At 48.1% G+C, this 16087-nt stretch carries 12 protein-coding genes; 3 read left to right on the top strand and 9 right to left on the bottom strand.

From position 1 onward, the window contains the following. Positions 1-62 precede the first annotated feature (62 nt). From ACYVGO_RS09645 to ACYVGO_RS09655, 3 genes are all read right to left on the bottom strand, one after another. Positions 63-902 (bottom strand): sugar phosphate isomerase/epimerase family protein, encoded by an 840-nt coding sequence (locus tag ACYVGO_RS09645; RefSeq protein WP_460969075.1) that lies wholly within the window; start codon positions 900-902, stop codon positions 63-65. A 47-nt stretch (positions 903-949) separates the two neighbouring features. Continuing rightward, positions 950-1855, bottom strand: coding sequence for a 2-oxoadipate dioxygenase/decarboxylase family protein (locus ACYVGO_RS09650; RefSeq protein ID WP_460969076.1), 906 nt, complete (start codon positions 1853-1855; stop codon positions 950-952). Positions 1856-1961: 106 nt separating this feature from the next. After that, positions 1962-2720, bottom strand: a complete 759-nt coding sequence (locus tag ACYVGO_RS09655; protein WP_460969077.1) for an acyl-[acyl-carrier-protein] thioesterase — start codon at positions 2718-2720, stop codon at positions 1962-1964. A gap of 205 nt (positions 2721-2925) precedes the next feature. Here ACYVGO_RS09655 and ACYVGO_RS09660 point away from each other — a divergent pair, with 205 nt between their 5' ends. Next, complete coding sequence (locus ACYVGO_RS09660; protein ID WP_460969078.1) at positions 2926-3372, top strand: hypothetical protein; 447 nt, start codon at positions 2926-2928, stop codon at positions 3370-3372. Between the two features lie 160 nt (positions 3373-3532). Here ACYVGO_RS09660 and ACYVGO_RS09665 read toward each other — a convergent pair whose 3' ends face one another. The 6 genes from ACYVGO_RS09665 to ACYVGO_RS09690 all read right to left on the bottom strand — a co-directional run bounded on the left by ACYVGO_RS09665 (position 3533) and on the right by ACYVGO_RS09690 (position 11992). Beyond that, on the bottom strand, positions 3533-6664 hold the full coding sequence (locus tag ACYVGO_RS09665; protein ID WP_460969079.1) for an efflux RND transporter permease subunit: 3132 nt from the start codon (positions 6662-6664) through the stop codon (positions 3533-3535). A 129-nt stretch (positions 6665-6793) separates the two neighbouring features. Beyond that, positions 6794-7873: an efflux RND transporter periplasmic adaptor subunit gene (locus tag ACYVGO_RS09670; protein ID WP_460969080.1), complete on the bottom strand. Its 1080-nt coding sequence runs from the start codon at positions 7871-7873 to the stop codon at positions 6794-6796. A gap of 83 nt (positions 7874-7956) precedes the next feature. Further along, positions 7957-9219: a TolC family protein gene (locus ACYVGO_RS09675; RefSeq protein WP_460969081.1), complete on the bottom strand. Its 1263-nt coding sequence runs from the start codon at positions 9217-9219 to the stop codon at positions 7957-7959. 187 nt (positions 9220-9406) lie between these two features. Then, positions 9407-10774, bottom strand: coding sequence for a sensor histidine kinase (locus ACYVGO_RS09680; RefSeq protein WP_460969082.1), 1368 nt, complete (start codon positions 10772-10774; stop codon positions 9407-9409). Between the two features lie 108 nt (positions 10775-10882). Then, on the bottom strand, positions 10883-11569 hold the full coding sequence (locus tag ACYVGO_RS09685; protein ID WP_142774828.1) for a response regulator: 687 nt from the start codon (positions 11567-11569) through the stop codon (positions 10883-10885). Positions 11570-11722: 153 nt separating this feature from the next. Then, positions 11723-11992: a type B 50S ribosomal protein L31 gene (locus ACYVGO_RS09690; protein ID WP_111348381.1), complete on the bottom strand. Its 270-nt coding sequence runs from the start codon at positions 11990-11992 to the stop codon at positions 11723-11725. Between the two features lie 610 nt (positions 11993-12602). On the opposite strand from ACYVGO_RS09690, the gene ACYVGO_RS09695 reads away from it, so the two are divergent. Both ACYVGO_RS09695 and ACYVGO_RS09700 read left to right on the top strand, forming a co-directional pair. Then, on the top strand, positions 12603-15083 hold the full coding sequence (locus ACYVGO_RS09695; protein WP_460969083.1) for a ribonucleoside-diphosphate reductase subunit alpha: 2481 nt from the start codon (positions 12603-12605) through the stop codon (positions 15081-15083). Positions 15084-15346: 263 nt separating this feature from the next. Continuing rightward, the gene (locus tag ACYVGO_RS09700) at positions 15347-15997 is read left to right on the top strand and encodes a hypothetical protein (protein WP_460969084.1); all 651 of its coding nucleotides are present in this window, start codon (positions 15347-15349) and stop codon (positions 15995-15997) included. Positions 15998-16087: the final 90 nt, after the last annotated feature.

The following is a 16087-nucleotide window of genomic DNA, read 5'->3' on the forward strand; positions in this document are numbered from 1 at the left end:
GCAGAGAAAACTATCTTTGTGACCTTTGCGCTACCCTTAGCGACCTTTGCGGTTAAAACCTTCTACTTCAACCCTTCTAAAAACGCCAGACTGCCCGGCATTTGCTCCATGGAGCGCGATGATTCGTCTTCGATAAAATAGTGCTTCACGCCCGATTTTTTCGCTTGTTTCATAATGGCCGCAATGCCCACATCACCCTGACCAAGAACAACATTTGATTCGACATCGGAGTGGCCCGTCTGACTGTCGGGCGTGCCGGGTTTGCGATCCTTGAGGTGCATGAGCAGGAAGCGTTTAGGGTACTTCTGCAACAGCGCGACCGGATCATAACCGGGCGATTTTACCCAGAATACATCCATCTCAAAATGGACTGATTTGGGGTCAAGATTTTCGGCCAGATAATCGAAAAATGTGCCGTCTTTGTACGTTTGAAATTCATAGCCGTGGTTGTGGTAACACAAGGTGAGGTCGTTACCAGCCAATAATTTTCCGGCGGTGTTAAATACATCGACAGCCCGGTCGGCATCCTGTATCGTAAATGCATCACCAGCGTGAGGAATCCAGGTGCAGACGATATATTTTACGCCCAGGGCTTTAGCTTCCGCTACAATTTTCGGTACGTTCGAGTCCAAATCCTCAAAACTGGCTCCCGTACTAATTGCTTTAATGCCATTCTGATCCAGTAGCTTCCGGAAATCGGGTAAGCTAAGTCCGTACGTTCCGGCAATTTCCGCTTCCCGAAATCCCATTTCTTTCACTTTGGCCATCGTACCCGGAACATCTTTCGCAAACTGATTACGAAAGCTATACAGTTGCAAACCGACCGGCGCGGGTTTCTGCGCCATTACGACCAGAGTACATAAAAGTAGTCCGGCGAATAGAAAAGTAGAAGTAGCTTTCATGGATGCAGGGCTTAGTGATGGTTTCAAGTGAAACGTTAAACCGTAAACTATCTACCTGTTTGGGTCGTAAACGTACTTTCAAAAATCTTGTCGGCATTGCCGGTTTCGAAACCTTCGCGCCGATGCTCGCGGGTAATTTGATCGGCAGGTAAATCGCGAAACGGGGGAAGTACACGTCGTTCGGCGAATTCTACGTAGGAACCCGCAATGCGGAAAATATCCCCACCCGCAAATTCGGCATCAATCATTTGTGCTACAGTGGAGGCCTGCCGCAAATCACCATCCGGGCTAACTTTAATCGTACCACCTGCTGAATTGAGCTTGAATCCACTAGTTTCCAGAAAGGCAACAAACTCGTCGATGGTATTATAGCCCGGCTTCAGGTTATGCACGCTAATCGTAAAATGATTCAGGTAATAGCGGTTGTAGATCACCCAGGCCGCATATTCACTTTCAGCCAATAAGGTTTGATAATCGGCAAGTGTTGGCGTTTGCCAGAGTGGCTGGTGTAGAAACTGATCAACAGCGTTGGCATCATCTAAATCCAGCGAATCGACCGGATCACTAGTTACTGTATCGGTGTAGCGATGGATGATTTGCTGAGCTTCCTCCGAGAGTTCATGAACGCGTAGCTCACTGGCGAAAATGCGTGGGTACTGTGGTTCCGGTGGACTGTACCAGTAAGCCGTTAGTTTCTTTCCCGTGAAATTAAACTCATCCCGTTTTTCATACCCGTAGTGAAGGAAAATTTTCTCGAACGACGCGATTCCAAGATTCGGTACACCCATTGTCCGGAAGGCAATGTGGTCATTTTCAATTTCGTCCGGCGATTGAATGATGCCCGCATCGAGCATGGCGTTAATAACGTTCTGCACATCGGGAACACGCTCACTGTATCGGCGCATCAGCCCGCCCAGTACGCCATCAAGAGTTTGAGTTGGTGAAGTAGTCATAGTTTTTTTGTCATGCTGACGAAGGAAGCATCTTCGTCGATTGCCGTTACCATAGCTGGAATACATTGCGGTTAACGAAGATGCTTCCTTCGTCAGCATGACAAAATTAACTCCAAATGCTGCGCGCTAGCAGCACATCCTTACCAGATTCGGGGTGAATGATCCGGTGCAGAAATGCCTGCGGGCTTTCAACGACCGATTGAATCTGCAATTGATCGCGCCAGTGGCTTTCGGTTCGGTAAACTAAATCAATTTCGGCTAATTTCCGCGTTTGCAGGGTCTCACTATCGACAGCTTCGAGTAGCCATTCAACATAAGCCACGTTGTTAACGTGCTGATTCTGGTCGATACTGAGCCAACCGACTTCCATAGTTTTGGTGTGGGTTGGTTCAAAGTCTGCCGACTGAAAAATAGGTCTGGATGATAATTTTGCCAGCAGAGCAACCGCCGTTTTCGGAATGTCGGTGGGCGGGCTTAGGCTGCGGATAAAGTCGGGCAGGGATACCATGGCCCGTTTCTCCATGCTGAACACAAGCCACGTACTGGTGGCATCGGCCAGCAAAGTGCCATCTTCGGCCAATACCTGAAACTCACGATAAATGAAATACTTCTCGACTTCGGTGGGGTAGGTCAACAGTCGAATGGTCTGGCCATAACGCGGGTACTCGTGCATTCTGAGTCGGAAGCGCATCAGCATCCAGCCAAATCCCCGTTCGGCCAAATCAGAAATGCCAATACCGTATTCAATTGCATTTCGATTGGCTGATTCCTGCATCAGGTTCATCAGGGCCGGAATGCTCATTCGCCCGAACGCATCGCACTCATAACCGCGCAATGTAAAGGTATCTGTCTGGATAAATGCCATGCCTCAAAGGTACGACGAAGCATGAATCACCATCAATTTGTTGCAACTTGATGTAAGGGGTATTTATTACCATGAAGCCCCGTAGCATCTACTCAACAGTACAAACGAACACAATTTTCGACCAGTAATATATTCGCGAAGCCAATCGACATAAATTCTCCCCTCACATTACTGATCATTCTAAATTAGAGTAAAAAATCTATCTATGAGTTTATTGGAATGGGTCTTTGAACCACTTAATCCAGGCCCAGTAGGTAAGTTAGAGGTGAATCCGCCGGAGCCAGACGATGATGATGACCCGCCCAAGAAATGGCTCATTTGGTTGTCTATTATAATCGGTCTGCTTTTGTTGGGTATTGGCCTATATTGGGTGTTTTACAATCTGTTTTATGTAGGGGCCAGGCTAGTACTCTTCAAACTATGTTTTTTAGTTCTTTATGTACTGATAAGCCATTCTGTTACCGCCACACCTGATTATACCAATGTTGGCTGGTTGGGGGGGCTTGTGGATAACCCATTTCGCATATCGGATGATTACAATAGATGGCTCGTGTTCATACAGGTTATTTTACTCCCAGGCAAGTTAATCGCTTACAGTCTAGCGATGAGTTGGTTGCTAGGCAAGTATCTCTATAAAAAACTCAAAAAGTAGTTTTGCGAGCTGGATTATGTTTCCCCTGTTCGGCGTAGTGAATACTACGCCGTTGCGTTATCCAGTCTCTGACCGGTCTAAATAAACAACGCTTCTAACATACCGGTCAAAGACCGGGTAACACCAGGAGGTAGTGAATACTACGCCCAACTCCCAACGATCAAGCCTCTACAACCGCCAAAGGACTTCTGGGTGTGTGCGTTACATTCTGGCGGTAAAACATGCGGTAAATAATCGGGAAAACCAGCAGGGTTAAGATGGTGGCGGTAATCAGTCCACCAATCACCACGATGGCCAGCGGCTTCTGGGTTTCGGAGCCAATACCGGTAGAGACAGCGGCTGGTAGCAGACCGATGGCGGCCATGAGCGCCGTCATGATGACGGGTCGGATACGCGTTTGAACGCCCTCCCGAATGGCGGTGTCGATGGGCATTTTGTTCCGGCGGTTGGTGTTGAATACCGAAATCAGGATAACGCCATTCTGCACACAAATCCCGAACAGGGCAATAAAGCCAACCCCCGCCGATATCCCGAAGTTCATGCCTGTTACGTGCAACGCCAGAATACCACCAATCAGCGCAAAAGGCACGTTGATCAATACTAATCCCGCATCTTTCACATTGCCAAACAAAACAAATAGTATCACGAAAATTGCCGCCAGACTCAGTGGAACCACCTGCCCCAGTCGTTTGGTAGCCCGAACCTGATTCTCGAACTCACCCGTCCAGTTGATGGAGTATCCCTTGGGTAAGTTCTTTAGGGCTGCATTAACCCGTTTCTGAGCGTCGGCGATGGTGCTGCCTAAATCGCGCTCCCGTACCGAAAACTTGACGCCAATGAATCGCTTGTTGTTGTCGCGGTACACAAACGCAGGACCGGTTACCTCACGAATGGTGGCAATTTCGCGCAACGGAATCTTGCTTCCCCGTAGCGTGGGGACCATCAGTCGCATAATGTCTTCTTCGGTTTTACGGTAGCTTTCGCCGTAACGGAGCCGGATATCGAACTTGCGCTCCCCTTCATAGAGAATCGAGGCTGTTTTGCCGCCAATGGCCATTTCGATAACGGCTTGCGCATCAGCGGTGGATACCCCATAAAGTGCCATTTTCTGATCATGGAACAACACACTGATTTCGGGCTGACCAATGTTACGCAGAATCCCCACGTCTTTCACGCCCGGCACATCGCGGATAGACGCGATAACCGTATTGGCTAATTTATTTAGTTCATTAAGATCGTCGCCAAAGATTTTAACCGCGTTACTGGCGTTCATACCCGCCACGGCCTCTGCTACATTGTCGATGATTGGTTGCGAGTAGTTATAGTTGATTCCCTGAAACTGCTTCAATCGGCCATCCATTTCCTCGATCAACTGGTCGGTGGTGATTTTACGCTTCCATTCGTCTTTGGGCTTGAGGTTCACCTGCATCTGCACGTAATAAAAGCCCGATGGGTCGGTGCCGTCGTTGGAGCGGCCCGTTTGCGATAACACACCGTTTACCTCCGGAAAATCCATTAGTTTTTGCCGAAGTATTCGTACCATGCCCACAGTCTGATTCAGCGAGCTACTCATAGGCAGTTTGGCCTCTACCCATAACGCCCCCTCATTGAGTGTCGGCAGGAATTCCGTACCGAGCAGGGTAGAGGACAGGAACGTAACTGCCATAAAAGCTACGGCTGCCAGCAGACTTAGTTTCCGGTTAGCGTAGCACTTGGTAAAACCCGCCATCACAATCCGGTCGAAGAAATTGACCAAGGGGTTGTTGCGTTCTCGTACATTCTTCTTCAACAGAATAGAACACAGCAACGGCACCAGCGTGAGGGTAAATAGCAAAGCACCGAGTAAGGCAAAACCCAGTGTCCAGGCCAGGGGCGAAAACATCTTGCCTTCCACTTTCTGGAAGGAGAAAATAGGTAATAAGGCCGTGATAATGATCAGTTTGGAGAAGAAAACGGCTTTGCCTAACTCGCCACCCGTTTTCTTGATCATCCCTAGTTTCGCCATTTTGTTGAACTTGGGCATACCCACCTTAAGGGCCAAATGATCGAGCGAAACGAATATCCCCTCGACCATGACGACAGCACCGTCGATGATGATACCGAAATCCACCGCACCCATCGACAGCAGGTTGGCCGACATACCACGCAGTTTCAGACACATGAACGCAAACAGCAGCGCCAACGGGATAATCATTGAAACGATAATGGTTGTGCGCCAATCGGCCATGAACAGAAAGACGATCACCGTAACCAGAATGATCCCTTCGGTGAGGTTGTGCAGAACGGTTTTCGTACAGAAACTGATTAGGTTGTCGCGATCGTAGAAGGTCACCATCTTTACGTCGGATGGGAGAATGCGGGTGTTTAACTCCGCAATTTTATCCTTGACGCGCGCCAGGACCTCGCTGGGATTTTCGTTCTTCCGCATCACCACGATGCCTTCCACCACATCGTCGTTGTCATTCAGCCCCACTTGACCCACGCGCGGCAAGTTCGATTCCGCTACTTCGGCTACGTTTTTAACCAATACGGGGTTGCCATCCAAATCTTCCACAATCAGGTTTTCAATATCCTGAATAGACGTGAGTAGCCCAATACCACGCACCACATAGGCCTGCCCGTTTCGCTCGATCACATCGCCCCCTACGTTAATGTTACTTCGGGTAACGGCCTGATACACTTCCAGTGGCGTAATGTCGTATTTAGCTAATTGCGTCGGGTTCACCCGGATTTCGTAGCTCTTTTCGCGGCCGCCAAACGCCACTACATCAGCCACACCCGACACCGAACGTAACTGGCGGTCAATAACCCAGTTATGTAGTGTGAGGAGTTCGCGGCTGTCGCGGGAGGGGGATTTGAGCGTAAAACGAAAAATCTCGCCCGTTGGCCCATAAGGAGGTTGCACATCGGGTTCAACGCCATCGGGTAGCGATACCGTTCTGAGCTGGTTGTTGACCTGCTGGCGGGCAAAAAAGTCTTCAACATCATCTTCAAAAATGATTTTGATAATGCTCAGCCCAAACATGGTGATGGAGCGAACATTGGTTTTGCGTTGCACCGCACTCATCGATATTTCGATCGGTACAGTTACGAATCGCTCGATTTCCTCCGCAGAACGACCATTCCATTCCGTTACAACAATGATCTGCGTATTGGTTACGTCAGGGAAAGCCTCAAGCGGTACGTTGAGATAACTGACTACTCCGGCTGCTATCAGCCCAATAGTCATGAAAAAGATGAAAAAGCGGTTTTTTAGGGAGAAACCGACGACATCACGGATGAATTTGTTCATGGAAAAGGGGGAGAGTGGGAGGAGAGGGAGGAAGGAGGAAGGGGAGGAAATGGAATAGGAATAGTTACTTAATTAGTGTCACCTTCCTTACTTCCTTTTCCCTTTCCTCCTTCCTCCCTCTCCTCCTTTTTAATCATTGATGGCGTCGTAGACCAGGAGTTGATTTTTAGAGATGATGCGTTCGCCCGGTTTCAGGCCCGTTTTGATATAGGCGATGTCGCCAACAGTTTTGAGAACATTCACCTCACGGGTGTCGATGTCGGAGCGGCCCCGGAAGACCATGACGTAATGTTTTGATTGGTCGAAAATGACTGAGCCCGCAGGTACCGTAGCTAGTTGACCACCGTCTTCGTAGCGTAAGGTAACGGTCGCATGCATTTCGGGACGGAGTTTCATCGCCTTGTTATTCAGGCGAATTCGTACCGTCATGGCTTTGGTGCCGGGGTCCAGTACCGTATAAATTTTATCGACCTGGCCATGAAAGAGATCGTCAGGATAGCTTAGCGTTTGAATGGAGGCATCCATTCCCATCCGTACCCGCCCAATGTCGCTTTCGTTGACATTGGCTAATACCCAAACCTCACTGATCTGACCAATTGTAAACAGGTTGCCCGCGTTATCAGAGCGAAGTTGCGTACCCCGGTTCACATTCTTCTCGATCACGTAACCGTCGATGGGGGCTTTTACGGTATACATTGACGTTTTGCCAAGGCCGTAAATTTTAGAGACTTCGGCTACCCGATTCGATTCGGCCTGAGCTTTCTCCACCTCTTTCTGAGCCGCTACCACTTCGCGCTGCGAGGTAAGCTTGGTTTCGAACAGGTCCTGAGCTACCCGCAGATTTTTCTCGGCCAGCAGCAAGTCTGACCGGGCCTGAATGCTTTGCCGTTCTATATCGGCCACTTCGCCCGAACGAATGGAGGCTAACGTCTGGCCTTTATGGACGTAATCACCTAGTTCAACCTTCACATCTTCTACATTACCGCCTACCAGTGGGTACACTTTAATGACGCGGTTCTCGTCGGCCATGACTTTACCCACCAGCGTCAGTTCACTTCGAACGGGCTGCATAACCACACTATCGAGGTGAATCCGGTGCATCATCGTATCGGATAGCATAAATGCTTTTTCCTCTTCCGGTGCTGGTTTAGGGCCACAGGAGAAGAAAAAGGTCAGGCAACTGAGCAGCAAAAAAACAGTGATTTTCATCGTAGTACCGGGCATCTCGTCCGGTCATGTAAGTAAGGGTAATTTGACTAAGTGCTTATTTCGTCCGGACAAGACGCCCGGTACTACCTAAATAATTCTTCACCGACGAGGTAATTCAGTTCTTCGTAGGCGCTAATCCGGTCGGCTTTCAGGCGGTTGAGCTGGCGAACACTATCGTTGTAGGCTTCAATCAGATCGACAAATTCAATGAGTGTCAGATTGCCTTTCTGGAAGCTGATAATAACGCCCCGGTTTAGCTCGTCGAATTGATCGGTAAACGAGCGTTCAATAGACTGAACCCGCCGTTCGACTTCCCGAACTTTTTGCAGCGACGTTGCCACTTCGTTACCCACCTGAATGGCTTTCTGGCGTTGTAACTGACTCTGGTAATTAATCTGGCTACGAGCGGCCCGAATAGCTCCCTGATTGCGGTTGAAAACCGGAATGTCGGCCGATACTGACAGGCCAACATAGTTCTGAATATAGCTGCCTGCCTGGTCGTAGGTGCCGCCTACGCGTAAATCTGGTACGGCCAGCGCCTTCTGTAAATTATAATTCAGTTCAGCCTGCCGAATGAGCGATTCCGATGCTTTCAGATCGGGCCGATTTCGAAGCGCCATTTGCTGGAGCGTATCGTCGGGCTGGGTTGGCAGGTGATAGCGGGGGAGCGTTGCATCCCGAACGCGTGGCTGAATGGGTTGATCTACAGACAAGAGCGTCCGTAAAGCCCGCTGATCGTCGGCCAACTGGAATACGATCTCCGTTCGGTCGTTGTTGAGTTGAAACAACAGCGCTTTGAGTCGAAGCAATTCACGAAGCGAAATGTTATTTCGTTCGTACTGCTTTTCATAGGCCGACACCGTAGTTTCAAGCGTAGCAATCTGCTGATTAAATCGATTCAGCGTCAGCTGTTGAAAATAAATGGAGTAGAACCGACTCCGTAGATCAAAGCGCAGGCCGCGCAGTAAATCGAGCAATTCTAATTCGGTCAGGCGGGCCGCTTCCGACGCGAGGGCAATGCGTTTATTCCGTTTTCCGGCGGTATAAAGCAATTGTTGCACCGAGATGATTTTCTCACCTTGCCTTCCTACGTCCAGCACCCGCCGGGTTTCGCTATTGAACGAGCTAACCTCCAGCGTTACGTTTGGGTTATCGTATAAACTGGCTTGTAGTACCTGCGCCTGACTGGCATCGATCCGAAATCGCTCGGCCAATAACAGCAGATTGTTTTTCAGAAACAGGCTATCGGCTTGCCGAAGGCTTATGTGAAGGGAATCCTGCGCCAGGGCAGACTTGGTATTCTGGAAAAAAAAGAAACTAAAGAAGACGATCAGCAGCAGCCGCATGAGTTGACATGAATAGGGCTACAAAGGTCTTTAATTTGTATTAAAGGGAGCTTAAATTGACATTAAAGGGAGTTTATAAAAAGATTAGAAAATTATTAGAGACTCTTATTAAGGCTTGATTTTAACCGTATAAGTGTGTTAAGGCTGATTTAATCAGCGGAATGTGAGGTTTAATATGTAAGTACCCTCACACATGCGGCAGCGAAACGGTAAACGTACTGCCCTCGCCCAGGTTGCTATTAACTGATAAGGTTCCCATGTGGAGTTCAATGAGTTTCGCACAAATGGATAAGCCGATGCCAAATCCCTGATAGTCGAGAACGTTAGTTGATCTGTAGAATGGTTCGAAAATATGCGCCTGGTCGTGTGCTGACATACCAATACCCTTATCCTGAACCGTGATCCGGCAATACTGACTATCTGTGCTGATGCGTACTTGGGCAGTATGGTCCGGTGAGTATTTGCAGGCGTTATCGAACAGGTTGAGAAACACTTGTTTCAACAGTTCCTCATTTGCTTTAACAAGTGTTTCGGTTTCAGTTTCCGGCAAATTGCTGTAGTCAACTGCAATTCGGTACGTAGTCTTGGCACTTACCAGTTCATCTTTAGCCAGAAAAACAACATCATCGGCGCGAACAGTCCGAAACGATACCTGGTTGCTTGTTTCCAGCGTTCGGGCCAGCAGCAGTAAACTATTGGTCAAGCCAATGAGCCGATCGGTATCTGAAAGTAAGTTGATCAGAATCTCTTTGTGTTCAGCTACGGTTAGCGGTCGGCGTAAACCCAGTTGGATCTCTGACTTCAGCGCGGCCAGGGGTGTTCTGAGTTCATGTGATGCATGCGATACAAAACTTCGCTGTTGTTCAAAGGCCTGGTGCAGCCGGTGCAGTACGTCGTTGAAGTTCATGGCCAGTCGGGCAATCTCATCCTGCCGATTGCCTTCGTCCAGTCGTTGCTGAAGATTGAGCGCTGTAATGGTCGATACCTGCTGATTGATTTGGCTGATGGGGCGTAAGGATTGACCGGCAAAGAAAATACCCAGTCCAATGGTAATGCTCAGGCCCGCCAGCAATCCCCAGCCTAAGGTTAATCGCAGATTTTCCAGCTTACTCTTCCCAAACTGATCGTAGGCGGAAGCTAACACGACCAGGTCCCGACCGTTCTGCTGGTAGAGCAACCCGACCAGTTCATTGTGCTCACTAAACGTTTCAATTTCTTTCTTTTGCCGAACCTCGTCCAGTAGAGTTGTCTGGAAATGAATGACCTGATCATCGACACTCGAATAGATCAGACGATTCCTGGCATCGAAAATCAGAACTTTCTCATCGATCAGGGCCGTGAGCGTATTACGATCAATGATTTTAAGCAACTCCCGATCCACTTCTTTCACTTCAATTAAAAAGCGAACGGTAGTACGGGCTTTATTTTTGAGCCGCTCGTAAAACTCCTCCCGCCGGTACGTAGCCGACACCAGATAAATCAGCACCGAAAAAACGATCAGAATCGTAGCGACAATGAGTGAGAACTGTAGGGCTATACGGTTGCGGATGGTCATGGTGAGAGGGAGGAAAGGGGGGAGGGGGAGGAAGGGAAGAGAGGGAGGATGGAGGAGAGGGAGAAACGAAATTAAGCATCCCCTTTCTCCCTCTCCTCCATCCTCCCTTTACTCCTCCTTCAACACATAACCCATACCCGGCCGGGTATGGATCAGTTTCGGCTCAAAATCGCGGTCGATTTTTTTGCGCAGGTAATTTACATACACCTCCACGACATTCGTACCCGGATCGAAGTTGAGATTCCAGACGGTTTCGGCAATATCCATTTTCGAGAGAACCCGGCCTTTGTGGCGAATCAGGTATTCCAGCAGGGCAAATTCGCGGGCGGTCAGGTCAATGAGTGTATTGTCTCGCCGAACCTCCTTAAGGCTCAAATTGACCGTCAGATTGGCTACCTGACAGATGTCTTCTGTAATTGGATCGTTAATGAACGATGAACGCCGGAAGCAGGTAGCTACCCGTGCCACCAACTCGCGGAAATCGAATGGTTTCACAAGGTAATCATCAGCTCCTAGACCCAGGCCTTCTATTTTGTCTTCAATTTCTCCCAGTGCCGTGAGCATAATGATAGGCAACTGTGGTTTCTCGGCCCGCACACTCCTACAGACTTCAAAGCCACTTAAACCGGGTAGGTTGATATCCAGGATCAGTAAATCGACACCGGGTTGCAGCGCCATCTGTCGTCCGTTCAGACCCTCATAGACGACCTCCGTGGCATAGCCTTCTTCCAGTAACCCCCGGCTGATATTCTGGGCTATACGCCGGTCATCTTCTATGATCAGTATTTTCTTCATATCGTGAGCGTTGAGTTGGTTATTAGGTTATTAAGTCAACGGTCAACTTAATAACCAATAAGCAACTAAAATTTACCATAAAAAAACTCCCTCGTTACAGATATCCGTAACGAGGGAGTTTTGTGATCGTTAAAAAGAGAAACGATGACCAGCTTACGACTGCGAAGTCGGGGTTGCGTTTTCTTTTGTACCGTACCGTTTGCGGAACTTGTCCACACGGCCGGCTGTATCGAGCAGTACGTTTTTGCCCGTATAGAACGGGTGCGACTGCGAACTAACCTCGATCTTAACGAGCGGATAGGTTTTGCCTTCGAACTCAATGCTGTCTCTGGTTTGAACCGTTGAGCGGGTCAGAAATTTATAATCGCTCGACAGGTCGTGGAATACCACTTCGCGGTAATCCGGGTGAATGCCCTTTTTCATGATTAATCTCAGTTTCTTGTCATCTTCTCGGTTTCCGACCGAAAAGGACTGCAAAGGTACGGTTTTTATCAGGATTGCCAAGCCTTTTTGTGGGTTCTTTTTCAGGCTGATAACGAACTGGTTAAACTGGAACCGTTGCCTAATAATGCGGTAATAAACAGTTGGTCCTCTGCGTCTTTTTTCATACATTTCCGAACCGTACGCTTTCTCCACGGAATAGTGCTCGCCAGAGTTTGGCCCCACATTCCGATCAATAAAAATCGCTTTATTAATTTCTAAGAATAGCTCTCCACTGGGGTATTGATAAGTCGCTAACGCTGACGACTTAACAATTTCTTAACCTGCCTGAAGAGTTGAACGTTTCAAGGATTTATCAAAACACCCGAACCTTCCGGGTTGCTTTTCCGTCTTTTTCAAAGGAACTTTAGAACGCCATCCGCTACACCTTTGGGTAACTACTGAGGTTCAGTTTTTTGGTTACTTTTTTTCCTTTCTCGTCTGAATAGATGACACTATACTACCTCTTATAATTAACCATCATATACATTCAATCTCAACCGTAACCTGTATGCAGTCAACATTTTTCCATACTTAACTAGCCGAAATACGTATGTACGTTATCAAACGCGACGGGCGCCGGGAGTCCGTCAAGTTCGACAAAATCACCGCTCGAATCGAGAAGCTGTGTTATGGTCTTGACCCAGCTTATGTGCAGCCTGTTGAAGTGGCTGTAAAAGTTGTCAGTGGTCTGTACGATGGGGTAAAAACCACCGAACTCGACAATCTGGCCGCTGAAACCGCAGCTTCCATGACGACCAAGCACCCCGACTACGCCATCCTGGCCGCTCGGATTGCCATCTCAAACCTGCACAAGGAGACGAACAAATCGTTCTCCGGTACCATCAAGAAATTGTATCAGTATGAAGACCCGAAAACGGGCGAAAACGCGTCATTAATCTCGAAAGAGGTGTATGATGTGGTTCGTCAGCATGCGGCTCTGCTGGATTCAACCATTATTTATGATCGGGATTATGGCTATGATTACTTCGGCTATAAGACCCTCGAAAAATCGTATCTGCTAAAACTGGACGGCCGCATTGCCGAACGTCCTCAGCATATGCTGATGCGGGTAGCCGTTGGTATTCACATGGAAGATGTGGATGCGGCTATCGAAACCTATAATCTGCTTTCCGAAAAGTGGTTTACGCACGCTACGCCGACGTTGTTCAATGCCGGTACACCGAAACCACAGATGTCGAGTTGCTTCCTGCTGACCATGAAGGACGACTCCATCGACGGAATTTATGATACATTGAAACAAACCGCCAAAATCTCGCAATCGGCGGGTGGTATTGGCCTGAGTATCCATAACGTTCGGGCAACGGGAACCTATATTAAAGGCACCAACGGAACCAGCAACGGGATTGTACCAATGTTGCGTGTATTTAACGATACAGCCCGTTATGTGGATCAGGGTGGCGGGAAGCGGAAAGGCTCCTTCGCCATTTATCTGGAACCCTGGCATGCCGATGTGTTTGACTTCCTGGATCTGAAAAAGAACTCCGGTAAGGAAGAAGGCCGCGCCCGCGATTTATTCTACGCCCTCTGGACGCCCGATCTGTTCATGAAGCGGGTGGAAGCCGACGATGTTTGGTCGTTGTTCTGCCCACACGAGTGCCCAGGTCTGGCCGATTGTTATGGTGATGAGTTTGAAGCCTTGTACGAGCGCTACGAGCGCGAAGGTCGTGCCCGCCGGACGATAAAAGCGCAGGAATTGTGGTTCAAAATTCTGGAATCGCAAACCGAAACGGGTACGCCTTATATGCTGTATAAGGATGCGGCTAACAAGAAATCGAACCAGAAGAACCTCGGTACCATCAAGTCGAGTAACCTCTGCACCGAAATCATCGAGTACACCGCTCCCGACGAAATTGCGGTGTGTAACCTGGCATCGCTTGCCCTGCCGAAGTTCATCACACGCGGCAAGGACGGTATCATGCGGTTCGATCACCAGAAGTTGTATGAAGTGACCAAAACGGCCACCCGCAACTTGAACAAGATCATCGACATCAACTATTACCCAGTTGAAGAGGCTCGCCGGAGCAACATGCGTCACCGGCCAATTGGTATAGGTGTGCAGGGACTGGCCGATGCCTTCATCATGCTGCGGATGCCGTTTGAGTCGGACGAAGCGCGTCGCCTGAACGAAGATATCTTCGAGACGATTTACTTTGGTGCCATGACTTCGTCGATGGAGCAGGCCAAAGAATATGGTCCGTACGAAACCTGGAAAGGCTCGCCAATTTCGGAAGGCGTGTTCCAGTTCGATATGTGGGGTGTTAAACCTAAGTCGAATCGTTGGGATTGGGAAAGTCTGCGGAAAGACGTTGTTGAACATGGTGTGCGAAACTCGCTGCTGCTGGCACCAATGCCAACGGCATCGACCTCGCAGATTCTGGGTAATAACGAGTGCTTCGAGCCGTACACGAGTAACATCTACACCCGTCGCGTATTGTCGGGCGAGTTCGTGGTGGTGAACAAGCACCTGCTCAAAGACCTCGTGAAGCTGGGTCTATGGAACGATGCCATGAAGAACAACCTGATTCTGGCTAACGGCTCGGTACAGGCGATTCCGAACATTCCGCAGAACATCAAAGACCTCTACAAAACGGTTTGGGAGATTAAGCAGAAGCACATCATCGACATGGCCGCCGATCGGGGCGCGTACATCTGCCAGTCGCAGTCGCTGAACATCCACATTCAGGATTCGAACTTCGGCAAGCTGACGTCCATGCACTTCTACGCCTGGAAAGCGGGTCTGAAAACGGGTATGTATTACCTCCGTACGAAGGCCGCTGCCGATGCCGTGAAGTTCACCGTGGTACAGCCACAGGCCGAGCCTCAACTGGAAGCCGTCCTAACCGAAGCCGTTACGGTAGAAAAACCCCTCGATTACGTACAGTACGCCAAGGAGCACGCCCAAAACACGACGCCCCAGCCTGTACCGATGGTAACGGACCTCGAACAACAATATGCCGCCATGACCTGCTCACTCGATGACCCAGAAGGTTGCGAGATGTGTGGAAGTTAGATTTGTATAATATTGATAGCCAAAGCTTTGCCTTTAAAAGTAAAGCTTTGGCTATTTAAAGATATAACCAAAATAGAATGTAGTTTCAACAATATATAGATCAGGCAATATTAAGTTATTATACAACAATCATTGATCAAAATAGATAATACATAATACACATATAAAGTTTTTTCTGAATCAATAAAATATCTACAATATATTCGCAATTTCCTTGCTTATAAATCCTTGCAAGCTTATCTTTGGTTATGTAATTGCTTGCTATGGCTGATACACGAAAACTTGAACTTGACGTAGAGCTTATTAATAAGCTAATACCTCAATTAGAGGCTGATTTAGAGCTTTCTAAGCGAGAGGTAGAAACTGCACGTATTCAATATGAAATAGCTAAATCTAAATATGAAAAAGCACTTGATCATATACGACAAATGCGTGGTGAGTCGAGTATTGTAGAATTAGCAAAAGACATTGATGCTAAGCAAGCAATAGTAGAAGTCGGTTCAAGCAATAAATCATATGGCGAGCAAGCAGATTCGTATAATCAAGGAGAGTACCATTCTGCAAGCAGTAAAGGGACAATAATTGATGAATCGAATGAAGATGAGACTCTATTCTGGAAAACTAAAGGATTTCAATGGAGGCAGTTTCTGCCAAATTTTATCGGAAAAGAAAACCGATTTATGAATATAGGCGATGTATTAAGTGCTCTAAACTTAGCGGAAAAACATAGAAGACAAATTTATCCCACAATATCATCAGCCTTGTCGGTTCTAGCAAAGGATAAAAAGAGACTTGTTTCATTTACAATACCAGATGTTAAAGGACAGTTATATGGGCTTCCATCTTTTTTTGAAGAAGGAGGTAAAGTCAAGCATGAGTACGTGGATGATTTATTGAAAAGACGTTTTAAGTAAAAGTTATCAGACGGCCAATAAGGCTTTAATGGATCAAGTCTAAAAGTTGTGGAGTAACTTGGATTAAGCATATAACTGAGTGAGCCGATA

Source organism: Spirosoma migulaei (assembly GCF_054776855.1).